Source organism: Peribacillus simplex NBRC 15720 = DSM 1321, assembly GCF_002243645.1.
Lineage (GTDB): Bacteria > Bacillota > Bacilli > Bacillales > DSM-1321 > Peribacillus > Peribacillus simplex.
The window spans coordinates 4812647-4831933 of record NZ_CP017704.1 but is presented as its reverse complement, the minus strand read 5'-3'; the positions used below and the strand labels follow the sequence as shown (position 1 = coordinate 4831933).

Below are 19287 nucleotides of genomic sequence, written 5' to 3'. Positions count from 1 at the left end.
GATGGTACCTTTCTCTTAATATAGGGAAATTACTTACCTCTTGGTTTTTCTTTTAAACTATTATAATAATCGTCAATATTAATGGATTGACCCTGTTTTAGCCTTGACTCTTCAGCAGCAAATGCCATTAGGTGACTTCTTACTGAAGCAAGTGCGGAAGAAACGCTATCTTGTTTATTTCCATATTGAATTTCTCTCAAGAAAGTCCTAATGATGCTGTTATCTCCACCACCATGTCCACCAATGGGATTGTCAAATCTTATTATCGTTTCATGCTTGGTGAGAAAATTAAAAATCGAAATACTATTTTCCTCCATATTCCCACGTATTTCTCCTTTTGTTCCCATTATTTGAACAATACGTGTTTGCTCCCTTGTGAACCCGCACATACTAAACGTCGCTGTTGCTCCACCCTCGAATTCCATATTTACAACTTGATGATCCACCACATTATTATCTGAGCGATATACGCATTTTCCAAATGGAGTTTCATTTAATGCTTTTATTATTCCTTCATTTGTATAGTCCTCTGTAAATTTCCTTGCCCATCCTTTTCCTTCACCTAGATAATACCTTCCAGCATGAAATGGGCATTCATGTTCAACAGGACAGCCATCTAAACATCTTTTCGGTGCTCCAATTGGTGCATTTTCTTCCTTAAAATGCATAAGCGAACCATATGAACTAATGCGTTTACACTCCTTGTCTATCACGAAAGAAATAATATCCATATCATGACATGATTTTTGCAGAATCATCGGACTTGTTCGTTCTTTATTATTCCAATTGCCACGGACAAAGCTATGCGACATATGCATCACTTCTACATTTTCATTTAATTGAAGCGAAACTACCTCACCAATTTCTCCTGATGAAATAATCTTTTTAATTGTTGCCCAAAATTCTGTATACCTCAATACATGGCATATTGTAAGATGTCGATTATACTTTTGGGCTGCTTGTTCCATCGCTATGCATTCCATTGGGTCTGGGGACATAGGCTTTTCCAACAAAACATGATAACCCAGTTCCAATGCTTTCATGGTCGGTTTAAAGTGGTTGCGATCAAGTGTACAAATAATAGCTACATCAGCAATTTTTCTTCCTGGATTGAATGCATCTTCCCAAGACTCAAAACTATTTTCGTTGGAAATATTATGTTCTTGTTGAAATTTAGTTCTTCTTTCTTTATTCGGCTCAGCCACACCTGTGATCTTTAATTCATTAGGGTATTCTAAGGCATAAGGTGCATAAGCTCTTACCCCTCTGTCACCTGCCCCGATTATTATTGCTGTCATTTGTTTCATGGTTTACTCTCCTATCTTCCATTTTTCCGATAGTTTTCCTGATTTACTCCAAACGTTTTCCAACAAATTTCAAAAAAAGAACCGCTTAGGTTCGTTTTATGTTAGATGATTCCCGAAGGACTAATTCAAATGGCAATATGATTTTTATCGGAAGTTTAATCTTCCCTTCTACCATTTCCATAATAGTTTTAGCTGCAATTCTTCCCATTTCATATTTAGGGATGTCTACCGTCGAAAGCTGTGGAGACGAATATTTCCCCATTTCAATATTATCAACCCCAAAGAAAGCGATATCCTCTGGAATTCTAAGTTTATTTTCTCTGACAGCTCTCATGGCAGGGATGGCCATCAAGTCACTCGCACAAACCATTGCTGTTGGCATATGCAATGGATCTCTTTTAATTAAAGTTTTCATTTTCTCATAGCTGTTTTCCATTTTCCACTGTGTATTCATTACCCATTCAGATTGGATGACTAGCCCGGCTTCTTCCATGGCATGTTGAAAACCTTTAAAACGATGTTCAGCATACAAATTTTCAAAAGTTTCATTAACACCTCCACCAATAAAACCTATGTCCCGGTGCCCTTGCTTAACTAAATACTGAACCACCATTTTAATAGATTCCTCGCGATCGTAGTCTACGATTGCTATATTTTTATCTGTATAAAAAAAGTCCAATCCTACTAGAGGTATATTTTGTTGAATATATTCAATAATGCTGTCATTAATCTTATCGATAAGAAGCAGTCCTTCAATCCCCGAATCATGTATAGTCTTAAGTAGTAGCGTCTCGTTTTCAAGTTCATCCCTGGTAATACTAATCAAGTTGTAATCATGATCTGTTAATACATCACGAATACCTGTATAAATATTTGCAAAGTAAGGGTTAATTTCCGCTTGTTTTGGATTGGCTACCCATCCAATTTTCATTGTTCTTATGTTATTCTTCCCTTGCTTGTTAGCAACTAAATTTCGAGCATGCTGATTTGGTATATACCCTAACTCCTTAACAGCCTCCCAAATTTTCGCTTTTGTTTCCTGGTTAACATTTCGTGTCTGATCATTTTGAATTACTCTCGAAACAGTAGAAATAGAAACACCTACATGTTCAGCAATATCCTTTAATCTTATCACTAATAAAACACCTCTTAATTATGTACTTAAGCGCTTTCTTATAAAGGATAACAAAAATTTTTATCCTTTATAAGGAAAACTTTTAGAATGTTTGTAATGTTTTTAAGAGTAGTTTTATTTCGTATCATAGCATACTCATTTTTTCGCTTAATGGTTAATGGGTTGTAGGTACAAGATGGATTAAAAAAAAGGTTCCAACAAACTGTTTTGTCTACATCAGCTTATAGTTCACAGAAAATTATGACTAATATAAATATATACTTCATCCGTTAACCTGTCAAACCAACAACTTAAATAAATAAAAAAATTCGATTCCTTTATATTCTAATGTACTATTGTCTATTATCTTTCATGTTAGCGGGTTTTTGGTATTGAACTAAAAAAACTCATAGACACAATGCTATGAGTGATTCAACCTTTATGTTAGTTCCGTGTAAAAGCGGCAGCGATCGCCTCGAACAATGGATATACAAAATTCAACAGGCATTCCATTGATATCATAGGCTGTCCGTTCAAGCAACAGTGCCGGACGGCCTTCTTCCGTTTGAAGGTACTCACTTTCTTCAGCACGAATGAGGACGGGTTCAAATGCCTCTTTTGCTCTGGTTACTACAATATTAAATTGTTGTAAAAATAAATCATATAATGAAATTTCGCCAACTTTTTTAAGTTGCTCCGTATCTGAAACCACGTTTTTCGGAATGAAAGATGATTCCAAAATATACGGCTCATCGTTGGCACAACGAAGGCGTTTCATTTCAATGACATTCTCATCTTCTCCAAGCAGAAGCGCTTCCCTGATTTTTGCCGTTGATTTAACTTCCTCTATTTTTAGAATGATATCTTTAGGGTTCATTCCTTTTTCTTTTAATACTTTGCTAAAGCTGTAAAACCCCATCAATGACTGTTGCAATTTTGGTTTTGCCACGAAGGTACCTTTTCCTTGAATTCGGTAAAGGATGCCTTCCTGTACTAGCTCCTCAATTGCTTTTTTTGCTGTGTTCCGGCTTACACCGAATTGGTCCATTAATTGATTTTCAGATGGGATTTTGTCACCATGCGTCCAATTCCCCTTTTCAATAGAACCCTTCAGCCTCTCCATTAATTGGTGATAAAGTGGAATTACACTTTCGTGCTGCAGTGGTTTCATTATAATAAGCCTACCTTCCATCCATACTAACATTCCTATAACAAATTATATCATCGACACTTATAGTGTCAACCCAACAAGTACAGTTGGCCATCCGTTCTATCAGACATTTTGGTGTATCGGGACGCCGTATCCTTGAAGCGATTCTAAATGGTGAAAAAATAGAGACCGATGGTCTTCGAAAAATGGTGGATTGGCGAACAAAAGCAAGTATTACTGACATTGCCAATGCAATTAATGGTCGTATTCGCCGTCATCATCGTGATATGTTGCGTTACCATTGGGAGCATATGGGTTATTTAGAAGAAACCATAGAAGAATTAGAAAAACAAATTGAACAACTCCTGTCCCCTTATCGTAAGGAAGTAGAATTATTGGATGGTATAACTGGTGTGAACAAAGCTGCGGCAGCTACTTTTATTGCGGAGATGGGTGTTGATATGTCCGTATTTAAGTCAGCTAAACATCTTGCATCTTGGGCTGGTGTAAGTCCTGGAAATTACGAAAGTGCTGGAAAAAAAAACGAGTAAAACCACACAAGGAAATAAAGCTTTAAAAACGATGGCCGTAGAATGTGAATTAGCGACATCAAGGCAAAATAATCGAATTGCTTCACATCGAAAAAGGATTACCAAACGACAAGGAAAAATGAAGGGACGAATCGCTTCTGCCCATTTACTATTAACGATTACTTACAACATCTTAAAAACAGGAGAACCTTATCATGAACTAGGCTCAAATTACCTTGAAGAAAAACAAAATAACAAAGAATTAAAAATGATTGAATACCTAAAAAAGAAAGGCTATACAATCGCTCCATCTGAACAACAAGCTGCATAACCAGTTAAATAACGACATAGTACATTTACGCCCATCAAAAAAATGAGAATATGGAGGGTTTATTTTAGCATGGCTTTTTTACTATTGTGTTTTCATACAAAAAAAGGTTGCATCAGCAACCTCCCTTTGAAGTAAGCCCTCTCTTTCATTAAAAAGCTGAAGCTGGTCTTTTATTTCCCCCATAGTTCGCCTCGTTTCCCGGCTGTTGTACTTGTACCTTTTCCCCTATTTCAATGGACAACAAATCCTCACCTACTATAACTGTTCCTTTATATGTTTTTTTTGTTCTTTCGATCAAATTAGCTTTTTCTTCTGTTAATCCTCCCAATAATACAATATGTGAGTACACGGCAAGTTTTGGTTGTATTTCGCTAAAGACTTTACCTGCTTCCTCAGGTGTAGTGTGAAGATCAAGTATATTTGCTATTGATTCTGATTCGTTATCAGGTTTTGCAGCTGCAACCTCATGAATAACTACGTCAGCACCTTTAGCAAATTTAATTAGATTTTCATTATAACGGGTGTCACCTGAGATAACTACTGAATGCCCTTTGTAATTAACCCGATAACCGAAAGCAGGCTCAATTGATTTATGGTCAACCTTGAAGGCTATTACTTCAATTCCCTTTTTGTTATAGACAATACCCTCCTTGATGTCATTTGCCGTAATATTTGCTCCTTCAACGTTTCCATTTCCAGAATCATTTCTTGCATCCAAATCGGCTTTAAATGCTTTATTCATATGTAACATCATTTTCTCGGTTCCCTTAGGTCCCCAAATCTTAAATGCTTGCTCTCTTTTCCCCCCTGTTGGTAAAGAACCTGTAAGCCATACGTCTGGTATGCCGATTGTATGATCCGAATGCAAATGAGTAAGGAATAACTTGTCAACACTGCCTGGTAACATATTCGCTTTATATAATTGTAAAGCAGTTCCACGTCCAGCATCAAAGAGGAGTTTTTCATCACCAACTTCAACAAGTGTGGCTGGACCGGAGCGAGATGTACTTAAAAGAGGAGAACCTGTTCCTAATAGAGTTACTTTAAAGTCCGCTTGCTGTACAGCTGTTTGGCCAAAAGAAGGAAGAAATAATGATAATGATAGAATTATTGAAACTACCAACAAAAAGCAAATAGAAGTATTCCTTATTCTTTTCTTCATAACAAAAACCTCCTGTAAGATTATTCAAGGAAAATCGAACTGCTTGTTTTTAATATAAAACCTTGTTTCACAAATACATTCACAAACTAAATATTACAATATTTATAATATTCAGTCAATAACACCCAAAATAAAATCATTTATACTTTTTCAACCTTCCATCAAGACAACAGAGCTCAATTCTGGAAAGAAGCTGAAATAAACTTAAAAAATATTGGATTTTATATTGGATCAATTGTTCATACTAAATTAAAAATATCTGTTAAATAAGGAGTTTATATGCCAAACAAAAATAATAATAACCATAATCCAGTTCAACTTAAAAGTCATGTTAGTAAATTAAATAACAACGAAATGGAAGTGGATACAGATGTCAATGAAGATCCTAATCGAGAAAAATTATTAGATGAATCAGTTGATTCTTTTCTAAAATCGAAAGAGGGACAGGAATATTAGAGGAGGTATTGTAGTCGCTATTGACTCGTTTTAAAACGTTTTTATATTTTTTCTAATTCAAATGGACCACTCATGAAGCGTTTGAGCGGCCCATTTTGTTTCTTTATCATCGAACGTTTTTCTTCTTGGGGTATCGCCAAAGGGTCCCGCCAACATTTTAACGAAAATATATCCTAAGCCTTCGGATGTGACCGGCCCCGGCCGTCTCTCTTCTATAAAGGCTGTTTTTATGAAGTAAATCTTTTTGTTTTTGATAACAAAATGGAAATATTTTTTTTCGTGTGAATAAGTCGAAAATATATAAAGGTGAACAAAACCTTGTATATTTTCGACTTGTTGCTAAAGTACCAGTGTATCATTCACATCTGTACTTGAACTGAGGCTCTGTCTGTATATAAAAAGCATTTCTTACTTGTGCACTCCAATTTGCAAAGGCTGATCTCCATTCAGGAGTGTTAAAGAATTGTTCTACAGTTTGAGTTTCAGAATGCCAAACTATAAATAGGTTGAGTGGGGCAATTCCTCCTGCCCAAATTCCATTATTTGCGTCAGTATCTTCTTCCCTTACTAATAATAAGGGTAGACCAAATTGAAAAGCCATTGAAGGTTCTACTTGTGAATAAACTGATCCTATCCAGAATGGAGTGGATGGTGGAAGGGGTCCTGCATTGACATCAACTGTTTGAATTTTAAAACGACGAAGGTTTACTGCCAACATTCCATAGCTTGATGAAACTAACCGACGAATATCAGTTAAAATGGATTCGGGATAACTTTCGCTTAATGGTAATGTACGCGGAAAAAGCAAAGCATTCTCAATCTCTAAAATTAGACGGTTTAGAAACCGTTGTTGGTTGTCATTTAAATGAGTTGTAGTACTTAAAAATATAGGAATACGATAAGCACGGTCAATACACTCTTGGTGTGCCGATTCTATTTTCGCTTTATCTTTACGTAAAGAGCTATGCTCATTATTACTCACATTCTCTTCATCCTTGAGTGAAGAGCTATTCTTATTATTACTCACTTTCTCTTCATCCTTGCGTGAAGAGCTACTCTTATTTTTACTCACTTTCTCACCTCCTTTTTTTATTAGTATATGGAAAAGGAATAAGTGAGTTTGGACATAACAGAATTTTCATAATAGAGAGGCTTTATAAAACAAAAATTAGTAATTTTGTCTAAATTAAAAAATTTATTTAATTTAACTGAAGCAGGAAATAAGTAATCTATCATTAGCTATCCAAAATAAGCTTTTTGAATGAAGTCAATGTTGAGGAAAAAATATAACCCACAACAAGATTGTGGGAAAATGCTATATAGATATGAATAACTTTGTGTTCAAAATTAACCATGTTATTATGTTTTATTCGGGGAACCGTATCATAAATAGTGGTAAAGCGGAGAATCGAGCTGATTATATGCTCAAAGGATGCAAACATGTCGAGCTGCGAGAACGTGCGTTACAAGATCAACTCCAACGGGCAAGTGCATTAAACATTATCATCAATGCGATTAGTGTTTGGAACACGGTGAGAAAGCAACAAAACACCGCAAAAAGCAAGGTAAACTTCAGGAAGAACTACTAAACCATATTGGATGGGAACATATCAATTTCTTGGGCGAATACAAATTCAATTTCAGGCAAAATTCGTCTCTCGATTCATTACGACCGCTGAAACAACAAGAGGTTGAGTGACTGGTGTTCGGGTTATACCGCCCGGACTAATGGGCTTAGAGTAAGAAAAAACGCTAAGCCGGTCACATCCGAAGGCTTAGCGTATATTTTCTTTAAAATGTGGCGGGACCCCATCGCCATCAAGCTAACAATAACGAGTTACCCCAAAACGATAATAACGAGTAAGATGCACAAAATTTTCGTTCTGGGGGTATTATGGTATCTTACCTTGATGGGCATGGGGTACCGCCAGCAAACGCTGAATTATGATGTCGTATTGCACTAATGCTCCCATTAGTTGAAAATAACGATATAATGTTAGTGGATGATTGTATTCGCAAAAGGAGGTTCGTTTCTATGAATATTTTAATTTTGGGTGCAACTGGACGAGTTGGGGGTCAATTAGTTACTTATGGTCTGCAAGACAGACATCATGTTACAGTTTTAGCTCGCACTCCAGAGAAGATTCAAATAAACAATGCCAATTTAACCATCATTCAAGGTAATGTTTTAAATAAAGATGATATCGTACGTTCCATGTATGGGATTGTTGTAGTTATTAGTGCACTGAATACTGATGGGACAACCACTTTATCAGCAAGTATGCCACTAATTATCGAAGCAATGGAATACGAAGGAATACAACGAATTATAACCATTGGAACAGCAGGTATTCTGCAAAGTAGAACCACCCCAAATTCTCTGCGTTATCAGTCAAGTGAATCAAAGCAGAAGTCTACCCGTGCAGCGAAAGAACATCATAAAGTTTACGAGATGCTTAAACAATCAACACTTCTATGGACTATTGTCTGTCCTACGTATTTGCCGGATGGAGAAAGTGTTGGTACATATCGTGTAGAAGGTGACTTTTTGCCGGAGAATGGAGTTGAAATATCCGTTCCTGATACAGCAGAATTTGCATTTAGCCAAATAAAAAGTAGCGATTATTTAAAATCACGTGTAGGTATTGCCTACTAAAAATTCCAATTAACATTACTCCCCTTCGAAAAAGTTTGTTTAATCGTATAGAAAGCAAAAAAACCATCACATTGCGTTGATAGAAAGCCGGTTCAATTATCTTCGTAAATGCATTGGAATTTCGTTCTGCACAGTCCCTGAACCATTGCCAAGAATATTTTCCAGCTTATTTTGGGCGAAGATTTCACTCGTACCCTGTTCATGAACCTTCTTTTCCAATGTGCTATATTCCTCTTCCAAAAATAGCCACATTCTGCCGGTCAGGAACAAACGCTTGCCCGTTCCATTTCAATACGGTCTGTACATATCCTAGTGAGTCGGCATTATACCTCCCTGCGATCCTCTGATACGCTTCGAGCTCATATATGCCATCCCTATTGTAATCAACCGGATATAAACCAGATAAAGGATTGACCCATCCTTCTATCGGCGCCTTCAATACACCTTCCTCGTTATAAATTTCAGATAAATATTCCTTATCCTTATAAGTAAGGTCAAGAATGTATCTTTCTTTTAGGTAATAACTGTTCACCTTTACTTTGTATTGGTTTTCATAATTAACATCGTATTTAAAGGTTTCATTGAATGTATCTGAATTAAAAATGGTCAAGAGTCGACCGTTAAGATATGAAAAAACATAAGCATAAATGGAACCACCGCTTCCTCCTGTATCAATGACCACTAAAATGCCCTCCCCCTTATTACCTGTAAAATCACCAAGAAAAAGGGTCGGATTATATCCTGCGTTATTTTTCATTTGAACTTGTTCATATTGATTAGTCCTCCCATTTTGAATAACCAAAGTTATATTCCTCCAAAAGGGGCTATCAGGGGTTTTGTTTGCGGTAAGAAAAACATTGTCCTTTGTCCCGTCCCCATTAATATCGCCTTGCTTTGAGGTCACTATGACCGTTCTGTTCAAGTTCATTTCTCTTGAAAGAACAGTTTGGAGGTTCAATTGCATATCTAGCAGTTCCAGTTTTGAAGGATAAGGATTTGGAAACGACAAGGCGTTATCAATCGTTTGCAGTGCTTCATTTGTTAATCCGGCCCTACTTTGAGTCTCAGCCAAACAGTACCAATAATAAGGATGATTCGTTTCTTGTATTTTTGCATAATAGTAATGAATCACTTTTCTGATGTCATATGTATCCAACTTCATCCCACCTGTCTCATTATTATCCATATAGAATTATATGCGGGAATTTAGTGAATAGCCTTGATTGCATATCTTATGATTTCTGTTGCAAAATACCATTGTATAAACTTATTCGCTTGCATATATTTATTTAATTTGCTATTATAACTGACGAACGTTCGTAAAAATATGAGGTGATATTATTGAAAAGTAATGAAATTAAAGAAGCTGCTCTAAAATATTTCACGATTCATGGTTATGAAGGAGCGTCTCTTTCTCAAATAGCTGAAGAAGTCGGCATGAAAAAGCAATCCATTTACGCCCATTTTAAAGGCAAGGATGATCTTTTTCTTCAAGTTTTACGTGATGCGAAAGAGACTGAGCTATCTTCGAAACTCCAATATTTCAGTAAAGTTGATTCAAAAAATCCTGAAAAAGATTTATACGGATTCTTACAATTGGTCATCGATCTTTTCCAAAAAAATGAGCATATAAAGTTTTGGCTGCGTATGTCCTTTTTTCCACCAGCGCATCTTGAAAAAGAAATCGGGCAGGAAGTCATAGATATCGAGGAAAAGGTGCAGGCGATACTGGAATGTAAATTCCAGGATTGGATCAATGCCAAATTAATCGTCGAAGATGCAGCCATAACGCCGACTTATGCTTTCTTGGGAGTAGTGGATTCCATTTTGCTTGAACTTGTATATGGCAATGATGAGAAACGGCTGAAGGATAAATTAGCTGCCTCTTGGAAAGTGTTTTGGAGAGGAATTTCACAAAAATGATTCACAAAGAAAGTGGTGTTACTACATGATTAAACCAATTAAAGAACAAAAGGCGGTATTGATTATTCTACTAAGCAATATATTCATTGCTTTTCTGGGAATTGGACTCATCATCCCCGTTATGCCGTCATTTATGAATATCATGCATTTATCAGGAAGTACGATGGGCTATCTAGTTGCCGTATTTGCGGTTTCACAGCTTGTTATGTCACCATTCGCAGGTCGTTGGGTTGACCGTTACGGCAGAAAGAAAATCATCATCATCGGCTTATTCCTTTTTGGTGTTTCAGAACTTATCTTCGGTGTAGGGACAAACGTATCGGTGTTTTATTTATCAAGGATCCTAGGGGGAATCAGTGCCGCCTTTATTATGCCAGGTGTTACTGCATATGTTGCGGATATTACATCCGTTCAGGAAAGGCCAAAAGCAATGGGCTATATTTCAGCGGCCATTAGCTTGGGCTTTATAATAGGACCCGGGATTGGTGGCTTTATTGCAGAATATGGTATACGCTTGCCCTTCTTCCTTGCAGCGGCCATTGCTTTTTTAGCATGCCTTACATCAATATTCATTTTAAAAGAGCCGCTGACAAAGGAACAGCTTGCAAAAGTTTCTGCTAATACAAAGCAAACAAACTTTATAGGCGATTTAAAAAGATCACTTAATCCGCTTTACTTTATTGCGTTCATCATTGTATTTGTACTCGCTTTTGGTTTATCAGCCTATGAAACTGTTTTTAGCCTATTTTCTGATCATAAATTCGGCTTCACGCCTAAGGATATTGCAATTATCATTACAATAAGCTCTATTTTCGGTGTTGTTGTGCAAGTATTTATGTTCGGAAAACTGGTAGATATTCTCGGCGAAAAGAAGCTTATCCAATTATGTTTAATTGTCGGTGCAATTTTTGCGGTAGCGTCCACTATGATTTCTAGCTTTTTGGCAGTTCTTGTTGTAACCTGCTTCATCTTCCTTGCATTTGACTTGCTGCGTCCGGCATTGACGACATTTTTATCAAAAGCTGCCGGGAAAGAACAAGGATTCGTTGCTGGAATGAACTCCACCTATACGAGCCTAGGGAATATCGCCGGGCCATCTATAGGAGGATTACTATTTGACGTAAACATCAACTATCCTTATCTTTTCGCTGCTGTGATTATCGTCATTGGACTGGGCATTACAGTCATTTGGAAAGAAAACCGATTGGTAGAAAGCTTAGTGAAATAATTAAATTCCCGTTTTATTATTCCACACTTTTCCAAATCACCTTCGAGCTGGAAAACTCTCAAACTTGAAAAATGATATTCTACTAAAAAACCCCTAGTCCATATTGGGCAAGGGGTTTAACTTATCTGGATAAGTTATTTTTGCTATTATTATTTAAGAGTGGGATTCTGTTTTTTTATTACTGATGATAAACGCTCCAAATCAATTCTGAATTTATATCGATCTGCACGGTAAACAGATCTGACAACCCCTAGTGGTCGATTGGTATCCAGGGTAATTCTTCGTTCGATCAGCAATATAGGCGAACCTACGATTACCTCGAGCATTTCCGCCTCTTTTTTTTGAGCAATGGAGGCTTCAATTACCTGTCTGCCATGCTGGATTTTTAAGCCAAACGTTTTTTCTACATAGGCATGAATGGAAGTTACGGCTATTTCTTCCGATAGATCTAGGGCAAGATCTTTAGAGATGTATAGCCTTTCATATGCCATCGGCAGTTGATCAGCAAGCCTTACACGTTCCAGTTCAAAAATAGAAGTTCCTTCTTTAACCTCAAGCTTTGCAGCAAGCTCATGATCAGCATTGACCTCCGTAAAACTGATAACTCGTGTACTTGGTTCAAATCCTCTAGAAATCATATCATCTGAAAAGCTTGTTAATCCTTGCAACGGCGGCTCCAATTTTTGTTGGGCAACGAATGTTCCTTTTCCGCGCTCCCTGTATAAATAACCGCCATTCACAAGGTTAGAAATGGCCTGTCTCACCGTCATCCTGCTTATTCCATACTTTTCAGTGTATTCTTTTTCTGAAGGAATCATCTCTCCTGGTATCAATTCAAGACTTTGAATCGCTCCTTTAATCTCCTCCTCAAGTTGATGATAAATGGGACTCGGAGAATTCTTTTGGATCATTCAGCGTACATCTTCCTTTCATCGTGATGTAAATTTTACAAGGCATCCTGATTGGAAACATCTCAAGCTAAATTACCGTCCATTGATCTTATCAATGCTTATAAACACGCAAAGATAAGACTCACCTTTCTAAGTATCCAAATTCCTTTTTGTGAATTTCAATACCGATTCCCTTGAACGTTCGATTTCATTTTTATTTTCATTATAGAATTTTGAAACATACGCATAGAAAATAATGCTGACCGTTAGAAATTGTGCAAAAAGCGAACTTGTTGCAGCACTTCGGAATTTAGCCTCCGGTGCACGTACATGATTTAGGGACATATCAACTTTTTTAGTTAGTCCATTGTTCCCCAACCGCGATAAACCAATTGTTTTAATTCCATATGCTTTAGCAATATCAACGAGTTCCAGAACTTCTTCAGTTTCACCACTATTGGAAATACAGAAAAAAACGGTATTCTTTGATGATGCAGCAAGTGCAGTAGCCGTAATATGCGGGTCTTGATTGGCACTTACAATCTTTCCTAACCGTAACCATTTCTGTGTAATATCTTCAGCAACGAGCCATGATGCCCCTAAACCATAGACATAAATTACATCTGCACTCCTCATGGTTTCAATGATATTGTCAAGTACGGCCTCATCCAGATAATGTGCAGTTTCTTGTATAGCTTGGACAGAGTTGGACACTATTTTATTTTTAATGGACGCTATTGTTTCATTAGGCTCAATGTCATGGAAACCTTTTTTCTCCGGTTGGGAAATCAAGGATGATAGAGATACCTTCAGTTCTGAAAAACTGTTAACTTTTATTGAATGACAGAATCTCGTTACTGCCGAACTGCTGGCATTGGCATGATCAGCTAATTCATGTATCGTCATTCTTATAATATTGTTTGGATTTTCTAAAATATATTGTGCAATTTTCCTTTCTGATTTGGGCAACTGGTTCAATAAACTTTCAATTCTCAATATAATATTTTCGACGTGCATATGATTTACTCTCCTTGATCTTTATTACTTTAAATGCTTCATTGCTATGTAGTAACAACCCAAGGTAGCTGATACGTCTTCTAAAACAAATTCCACATTCGGGTTTTCAAGTTTAATATGATTGATGAAAGAGGTTTGCACCAATGGTATATTTGTCAATATGCTACCTTTTATTGCAATTGTAACATTCTCACTTAACTTTAACTTCTTGATAACCTCAAGCGTTTGTTTTGAAAGGTGGTACCCGGCCTGATTCAGAATATTTTGCGAGAAGCCATCGCCCTTCTCCGCAAGATGGACAATTAGGGGAACAAACGCGGCAATCTCGGATTTCGTGGCGGAATAAATGAATTTCTTCAGTTCCATAACACTATGATAGCCAAGTTTTTTAAGTATCGTCTCGGTTAACTGGCTATAGACATATTCCTCATCCTCTTCTTTCGTCATTTTTATAAAAGCCTGCATGGCGATCCAATAGCCACTTCCTTCATCCCCAAGAATGTGTCCCCAGCCACCAGCCGATTTCTCAATACCATTATGGATGCCGATACTTACAGATCCAGTTCCGGATATGGTCAAAATACCATCATTTCCTTTTAGTAAAGCAGCATGAGCGATAATTCCATCATTTACTATCGTGAACGGGGCATTAAATGCCATGCTTAATGCACTTTCTATGCCCTGCGGATTTTCAACTCCTCCATACCCGGCTAATCCTAAGCAAATGTATTGGCAGCTACCATTATCAATAGGAGTCATGCTTTGTTCAATTGCCTGTATAATGTTAGCGATGGCTTGTTTTTTATTTATAAGCAGGTTTCCAAATCCCGCTTTGCCTTCACTTATTATATTACCATCTAAATCATAAGCCACTGCTTCAGTTTTAGTGCCTCCGCCGTCAACACCGATAATATAATTCATATCATTCTCCTATTCAGTAAAAAAGGAAGGAATATCAACGTTCCTTCCCTGATCAATTAACATTGAACTGGAATTTCCCCCATGGTTCCAAATGATCGAGGAGAAAAATTTCCTCTTCTGCTATTCGGCCAACTACATTTGTTTTTCCCGAATTCTTCATTTCCTTCAATGCAATCTGCAATTCCCCTTTATATTGTCCATAGAGCTCATTTTCAATTAAAATATCACCGCGTCTAATATCAGGCGTATATGTTGGTTTAAATTCTTCGCTCTTATATTTCACGCGTGATTGAGTCGAGCGAATAAGATAATCGGAAACATCTCCACGGTAAAAATGGAATTCTTCCAATACTATTTTTTTCTCTAAAACTGTTATGGTTTCGTGAAGGTTAACATTAAATGTTAATAGACCGCTATTTAACAGACTAAGCTGTTTCAATTCATCTTCAGATGCGTAGGCATTTGCAATAATTACATCATCAATCAACCCTGTCGCATACAAGTGTTTCGCTTGTGTTGTAATGGGTAATTCCCGGTGCATTTCTAATGTACATAATCCTTCCATTATAGGCCAAGGTCCGTACGTTGCTGCATGTGAGCTTATGAAAGCTGCCGTGCGGATATTATGTTTTTTGAATGACTCACAGCATTTTATAAAATGAGGATAGCTCAATCCTGCATAGCGATGAGGATAGAAGTTATGCGATCCAACTAAATTCTCTTTATTTGGTTTGTAATCCATAATATTTTCTAAATATTTTGTTGCATTGCTCATGTTTATTTCAATTTTTAGATCATATGGATTATGTGTCATAATCGACTCTTCGTTACCTGTAAAACCCATGTCTAGCCTGATTCCATACGCACCTAATTCTGCAAAAAACGATAAGTCATTATAAGAAATGCCTAGCGAACCGAATACTCGGGGAGCAATATCGACCATCACTTCCATATTCAATTGATTGGCATAACGAATCGTTTCTTTAAATTCTTTTAAAATCTTCTCTTTGTCACCTTCGACAGAAAGCAGGCAAGTAAAGATCTTTTTGAATCCATATTTGTGTGCAAGTGCAATGTATTCCATGTCTTTTTCAACGGTTGAATGCTCTGGATAGATAGATATACCGAGTTTACCCATTATTTAATCACCTCTTTATTGTTGTGGGGCTAGCTTTTTTACAATGCGAATCATATGTTCAATTAGTTTTTGTTCACTCATTGCCGTCATCAAGTGATCCTGGGCATGAATCATTAATAAAGTTTTCTCACTTGGAACTCCATTCAATTCTGCTTGAATTAGCTTGGTTTGTGTCTTATGGGCCAAGTTCAATTCTTCCTGACCCTGTTTAATTAGTTCCTCTGCCTTTTCAAAATTAAATTCTTCCGCTTCTTTCAGTGCTTCGAACGCTAATCCTCTTGCATTTCCACTATGTGATATAATTTCAAAAATTTCCATTTCATTATTGTTCAATTCAGTTGACATATCAATACACTCCTATTTTATGTTAGATTATGATGTTTCATTGGATTACTGTCCATTCACTTGATGTTCGGTACAGCACTTTCACTGAAGAATCGTGGTAAGTATTCTTCATGCACTTTTAACAGTTTTTGTAAAACTATTTCCGCCAGGTCATCACTTGGAATAAGCGGGTTAATCGTTAAAGCTAATAACGCTTTATCATAAGAACCTGTAACGGCTGCCTCTGCACCAATTCTTTCAAATGATTTGATTTGTTGAATTAAGCCATGCACTTGTACGGGTAATTTACCCATAGCCAAAGGAATTGGTCCATTTTTGGTGACAATACAGCTTACTTCGACTGCTGAATCATAATCAATATCAGTTAGCGATCCTTTGTTTTGTACATTTAGCACTTGAATGTCTTTTTTATCATTATAAATAGAAGAAATGACGTTACACGCTGCATCGCTATAGTAAGCTCCACCGCGTTGCTCTAATTGTGGAGGCTTGATGTCAAGGGTTTCATCCTTGTATAAGTCAAACAAACCTTCTTCTAATTTTTTCACAATTTCAGCTCGAGTTTCCCCTGATTTGAATGCTTTCAACTCTTCTTCTAAAATCGTTTTTGTTTTGTAATAATAACGATGGTACGGGCAAGGCACCACTCCTAAAGATTTCAAAAATCTTCTGTTCCAAGCCAATGGGGCAATATTCTTCATCGTCAGTTGAATTTCAGGATTGCCAAGCATTTCAAGTACTTTATCTGTTACTTCTTGATCATCAACGAACACATGCATCCCGAATACCATATGGTTTAACCCGGCGAAATCTATGTGCACTCTCTTCATATCTACACCAAGCATGCTAGAAATAGAGATATGCATATTAAAAGGAACATTGCATACACCAATGACTTTTTTATGTTTGCTGTAGCGGAGAAGGGCTTCCGTTACCATCCCCGCTGGGTTTGTGAAGTTAATTAACCATGCATCAGGGCAGAGCTCTTGCATTTCTTCTGCAATTTCCAGAAGAATGGGGATAGTTCGTAATGCTTTGGATAATCCTCCTGCACCATTTGTTTCTTGACCAATTAAGCCTAATTCCAATGGGATCCGCTCGTCCTTGATTCGTGCATCAAGTAAACCCACTCTCATTTGCGTTGTGACAAAATCAGCATTTTGCAAGGCTTGACGGCGGTCTAACGTTAGATGTATTTCCATTGGAAGTCCTGCTTTTTCAACCATACGTTTTGCTAATGTTCCTACAATCTCCAGTTTTTCTTTTCCTTCCTCAATATCCACTAACCACAGTTCTCTAATAGGCAACTCATCATATCGTTTAATAAAACCTTCTATTAATTCTGGTGTATAACTGGAGCCTCCACCAATTGTGGCAATCTTCAACCCTTTTTTCATTTCCATTCCCCTAACACCTCATAGTAAGCTAATCTGAATTTTTTATTTATTTATAGATTATTGCATAACAAACCAGTGCGCTTACCGCTAATAAAGACAAGAATAATAGTGATGCTTGTTTCTTGTTTTTAAACTTACCTTCAACAAAACAAACAACCATCGTCAATCCTGCGCTTATGGCAAAGGTATTTCCAAAGTAAAGTGATAATTGTTTATTTATCTCAAAGGCATCCATTAATATGTTAAAGATAAAATTAAAAACAAGAATGAAACTAAAAAATAGAAAGGCACTTTTGTAACTAAAAAAGTGAATTTTGGATGTTGAATTCATGTCCTTCCCCCTCCCAATTTATAAAAGGAGTTTGGAGCATTTAGTCCCAAACTCCCTTTTAGGTATTCCTTATAAAGCGATATTTTTATTATCCGTTGTTTCTACCATGTTTTCCTGCGCCAATAGCTTTTTATCGTACATTTTAAAGAATGGCAGATAAATAATAACGGAAATTGTTAAATTCACCATCACGAGAACAATGGCTCTCCAATCACCGCCTGTTGAAAGGTAGGCACCTATTGGAGCGGGCAATGTCCAGGGAACCATTACATATGTCGGGTTCACCAGACCGATGGACGTTGCTATATATGCAAGTGTCGCACCAATTAGCGGTGTAATGATAAATGGAATGATCAGTACCGGGTTTAGGACAATTGGCATCCCAAAGATAACAGGTTCATTGATGTTAAAAATACTTGGCACAATTGTTGCTTTCCCCATTGCTTTACTATAGGTGGACTTTGCCGTTAAGAGCATAGCTATTACTAAACCCAATGTTGCACCAGACCCGCCAATCCAAATAAACCATTGGAAGAATGTTTCAGGAGCTATGTGGGGAATTGCCTTTCCAGCTGCAACTGCTGCCGAGTTATTTCCCAAGTAAACTTCCCATACCGGACGAGCAACGGCACCTACTACTGATACGCCATGAATACCAAATGACCAGAAGAATGTAATCAAAAATACTGGAATTAATACACCTGGCAATGTATCGCCTGCACTGATAAGTGGTGCAACCGCTTTATCAACAAGCGAATGTAAATCAACAGCAAAAACGACTGTAATTAAAGTCATTACAAGCAGTACAATTGTAACTGGTATTAATGCTTCAAATGAACGAGCTACTGAAGTTGGAACAGAATCCGGCATTTTAATTGTGATATTTTTTGTCTTACAAAGACGTAAAATTTCGACAGCAAAAATGGATACAAGCATTCCTACAAAAAGGCCATGGCCTCCTAGATTTGTCATTGGCAAAACAAACCCCACATCATCCATCATCTTTACACCTATTGTAAACAAGAAGGCTGCTAATGATAGTAAACCTCCAGATAGCGGATCAAGTTTATAGCTTTGAGATAAACTGTAGCCTATACCAAAAGTAATATATAGCGTCATGATAAACATCGTTAATCGATAGGGAATTAAAATTTCAGCTATATGTTTTGCAGACCATTCACCTAATGCAGTATCTGCTGCAACGGGCGGAAATGCAATGATCAAGAATAAACTGCCAAAGATGATGAATGGTAACGCAGAAACCACACCATCCCGAATTGCGCGTAAATGTTTTTGCTCAGACAATTTAGCCATAGGTGTTGAAAGATTATTTTCTAAAAAAGCTACAAACTTGTCCATTCGTGTTTTCCCCTTTTAAGTTTAGTGAAAAG

Annotated in this window: 20 protein-coding genes and 1 pseudogene; 7 read left to right on the top strand and 14 right to left on the bottom strand. The window is 37.0% G+C overall.

The genetic code is table 11. The annotated features are described in order from the left end of the window. Positions 1-29: 29 nt before the first annotated feature. The 3 genes from BS1321_RS23365 to BS1321_RS28575 all read right to left on the bottom strand — a co-directional run bounded on the left by BS1321_RS23365 (position 30) and on the right by BS1321_RS28575 (position 3592). Positions 30-1307, bottom strand: coding sequence for a Gfo/Idh/MocA family protein (locus BS1321_RS23365; RefSeq protein ID WP_063236079.1), 1278 nt, complete (start codon positions 1305-1307; stop codon positions 30-32). Between the two features lie 85 nt (positions 1308-1392). After that, a complete protein-coding gene (locus tag BS1321_RS23360; RefSeq protein ID WP_063236078.1) occupies positions 1393-2442 on the bottom strand; it encodes a LacI family DNA-binding transcriptional regulator in 1050 nt (349 codons plus the stop codon). Positions 2443-2860: 418 nt separating this feature from the next. Further along, the gene (locus tag BS1321_RS28575; RefSeq protein ID WP_063236110.1) at positions 2861-3592 is read right to left on the bottom strand and encodes a GntR family transcriptional regulator; all 732 of its coding nucleotides are present in this window, start codon (positions 3590-3592) and stop codon (positions 2861-2863) included. An 86-nt stretch (positions 3593-3678) separates the two neighbouring features. Here BS1321_RS28575 and BS1321_RS23350 point away from each other — a divergent pair, with 86 nt between their 5' ends. Together BS1321_RS23350 and BS1321_RS23345 are read left to right on the top strand one after the other, a co-directional pair. Next, a complete protein-coding gene (locus tag BS1321_RS23350; protein WP_094246653.1) occupies positions 3679-4122 on the top strand; it encodes a transposase in 444 nt (147 codons plus the stop codon). Continuing rightward, on the top strand, positions 4100-4432 hold the full coding sequence (locus tag BS1321_RS23345) for a hypothetical protein (protein WP_063233341.1): 333 nt from the start codon (positions 4100-4102) through the stop codon (positions 4430-4432). Before BS1321_RS23350 ends, BS1321_RS23345 begins: the two co-directional genes overlap by 23 nt. 148 nt (positions 4433-4580) lie before the next feature. On the opposite strand, the gene BS1321_RS23340 is transcribed toward BS1321_RS23345, so the two are convergent. Then, the gene (locus BS1321_RS23340; protein ID WP_069981706.1) at positions 4581-5594 is read right to left on the bottom strand and encodes an MBL fold metallo-hydrolase; all 1014 of its coding nucleotides are present in this window, start codon (positions 5592-5594) and stop codon (positions 4581-4583) included. A gap of 279 nt (positions 5595-5873) precedes the next feature. Between BS1321_RS23340 and BS1321_RS27650 the strand changes: the two genes are divergently transcribed. Next, entirely contained in the window at positions 5874-6050 is a 177-nt protein-coding gene (locus BS1321_RS27650; RefSeq protein WP_155726468.1) for a hypothetical protein, read from the top strand. 355 nt (positions 6051-6405) lie between these two features. On the opposite strand, the gene BS1321_RS23335 is transcribed toward BS1321_RS27650, so the two are convergent. Further along, a complete protein-coding gene (locus BS1321_RS23335; protein WP_063233357.1) occupies positions 6406-7032 on the bottom strand; it encodes a hypothetical protein in 627 nt (208 codons plus the stop codon). Between the two features lie 397 nt (positions 7033-7429). Here BS1321_RS23335 and BS1321_RS23330 point away from each other — a divergent pair. Further along, positions 7430-7749, top strand: a pseudogene (locus tag BS1321_RS23330) (Tn3 family transposase); the annotation flags it as partial. A 336-nt stretch (positions 7750-8085) separates the two neighbouring features. Continuing rightward, positions 8086-8706, top strand: coding sequence for an NAD(P)-dependent oxidoreductase (locus BS1321_RS23325; protein ID WP_063233339.1), 621 nt, complete (start codon positions 8086-8088; stop codon positions 8704-8706). 223 nt (positions 8707-8929) lie between these two features. Here BS1321_RS23325 and BS1321_RS23320 read toward each other — a convergent pair whose 3' ends face one another. After that, on the bottom strand, positions 8930-9670 hold the full coding sequence (locus tag BS1321_RS23320; protein WP_232522827.1) for a VCBS repeat-containing protein: 741 nt from the start codon (positions 9668-9670) through the stop codon (positions 8930-8932). 377 nt (positions 9671-10047) lie between these two features. Between BS1321_RS23320 and BS1321_RS23315 the strand changes: the two genes are divergently transcribed. Continuing rightward, the gene (locus tag BS1321_RS23315) at positions 10048-10629 is read left to right on the top strand and encodes a TetR/AcrR family transcriptional regulator (RefSeq protein ID WP_063233337.1); all 582 of its coding nucleotides are present in this window, start codon (positions 10048-10050) and stop codon (positions 10627-10629) included. A 25-nt stretch (positions 10630-10654) separates the two neighbouring features. Then, positions 10655-11857 carry an MFS transporter gene (locus BS1321_RS23310; protein ID WP_063233336.1) on the top strand — a complete coding sequence of 401 codons (1203 nt, stop codon included), beginning with the start codon at positions 10655-10657 and terminating at the stop codon, positions 11855-11857. Between the two features lie 149 nt (positions 11858-12006). On the opposite strand, the gene BS1321_RS23305 is transcribed toward BS1321_RS23310, so the two are convergent. From BS1321_RS23305 to BS1321_RS23270, 8 genes are all read right to left on the bottom strand, one after another. After that, positions 12007-12768 carry a GntR family transcriptional regulator gene (locus BS1321_RS23305; protein WP_063233335.1) on the bottom strand — a complete coding sequence of 254 codons (762 nt, stop codon included), beginning with the start codon at positions 12766-12768 and terminating at the stop codon, positions 12007-12009. A gap of 129 nt (positions 12769-12897) precedes the next feature. Continuing rightward, positions 12898-13764, bottom strand: a complete 867-nt coding sequence (locus BS1321_RS23300) for a MurR/RpiR family transcriptional regulator (RefSeq protein WP_063233334.1) — start codon at positions 13762-13764, stop codon at positions 12898-12900. A 24-nt stretch (positions 13765-13788) separates the two neighbouring features. Next, positions 13789-14685: an N-acetylglucosamine kinase gene (locus BS1321_RS23295; protein ID WP_063233333.1), complete on the bottom strand. Its 897-nt coding sequence runs from the start codon at positions 14683-14685 to the stop codon at positions 13789-13791. 52 nt (positions 14686-14737) lie between these two features. Continuing rightward, on the bottom strand, positions 14738-15823 hold the full coding sequence (locus BS1321_RS23290) for a DUF871 domain-containing protein (protein ID WP_063233332.1): 1086 nt from the start codon (positions 15821-15823) through the stop codon (positions 14738-14740). Between the two features lie 15 nt (positions 15824-15838). Then, positions 15839-16168: a PTS lactose/cellobiose transporter subunit IIA gene (locus BS1321_RS23285; RefSeq protein ID WP_063233331.1), complete on the bottom strand. Its 330-nt coding sequence runs from the start codon at positions 16166-16168 to the stop codon at positions 15839-15841. Positions 16169-16224: 56 nt separating this feature from the next. After that, positions 16225-17571: a 6-phospho-beta-glucosidase gene (locus tag BS1321_RS23280; RefSeq protein WP_081112915.1), complete on the bottom strand. Its 1347-nt coding sequence runs from the start codon at positions 17569-17571 to the stop codon at positions 16225-16227. A gap of 40 nt (positions 17572-17611) precedes the next feature. Then, positions 17612-17896, bottom strand: coding sequence for a hypothetical protein (locus BS1321_RS23275; RefSeq protein WP_063233330.1), 285 nt, complete (start codon positions 17894-17896; stop codon positions 17612-17614). Positions 17897-17965: 69 nt separating this feature from the next. Beyond that, on the bottom strand, positions 17966-19255 hold the full coding sequence (locus BS1321_RS23270; RefSeq protein WP_063233329.1) for a PTS sugar transporter subunit IIC: 1290 nt from the start codon (positions 19253-19255) through the stop codon (positions 17966-17968). Positions 19256-19287 lie beyond the last annotated feature (32 nt).

Coding starts and splice junctions, on each gene's coding strand:
- BS1321_RS23365 (WP_063236079.1), bottom strand. CDS start 1,307: ATGAAACAAATGACAGCAATAATAATCGGGGCAGGTGACAGAGGGGTA.
- BS1321_RS28575 (WP_063236110.1), bottom strand. CDS start 3,592: ATGAAACCACTGCAGCACGAAAGTGTAATTCCACTTTATCACCAATTA.
- BS1321_RS23340 (WP_069981706.1), bottom strand. CDS start 5,594: ATGAAGAAAAGAATAAGGAATACTTCTATTTGCTTTTTGTTGGTAGTT.
- BS1321_RS27650 (WP_155726468.1), top strand. CDS start 5,874: ATGCCAAACAAAAATAATAATAACCATAATCCAGTTCAACTTAAAAGT.
- BS1321_RS23325 (WP_063233339.1), top strand. CDS start 8,086: ATGAATATTTTAATTTTGGGTGCAACTGGACGAGTTGGGGGTCAATTA.
- BS1321_RS23320 (WP_232522827.1), bottom strand. CDS start 9,670: ATGCAATTGAACCTCCAAACTGTTCTTTCAAGAGAAATGAACTTGAAC.
- BS1321_RS23310 (WP_063233336.1), top strand. CDS start 10,655: ATGATTAAACCAATTAAAGAACAAAAGGCGGTATTGATTATTCTACTA.
- BS1321_RS23305 (WP_063233335.1), bottom strand. CDS start 12,768: ATGATCCAAAAGAATTCTCCGAGTCCCATTTATCATCAACTTGAGGAG.
- BS1321_RS23300 (WP_063233334.1), bottom strand. CDS start 13,764: ATGCACGTCGAAAATATTATATTGAGAATTGAAAGTTTATTGAACCAG.
- BS1321_RS23295 (WP_063233333.1), bottom strand. CDS start 14,685: ATGAATTATATTATCGGTGTTGACGGCGGAGGCACTAAAACTGAAGCA.
- BS1321_RS23290 (WP_063233332.1), bottom strand. CDS start 15,823: ATGGGTAAACTCGGTATATCTATCTATCCAGAGCATTCAACCGTTGAA.
- BS1321_RS23285 (WP_063233331.1), bottom strand. CDS start 16,168: ATGTCAACTGAATTGAACAATAATGAAATGGAAATTTTTGAAATTATA.
- BS1321_RS23280 (WP_081112915.1), bottom strand. CDS start 17,571: ATGGAAATGAAAAAAGGGTTGAAGATTGCCACAATTGGTGGAGGCTCC.
- BS1321_RS23275 (WP_063233330.1), bottom strand. CDS start 17,896: ATGAATTCAACATCCAAAATTCACTTTTTTAGTTACAAAAGTGCCTTT.
- BS1321_RS23270 (WP_063233329.1), bottom strand. CDS start 19,255: ATGGACAAGTTTGTAGCTTTTTTAGAAAATAATCTTTCAACACCTATG.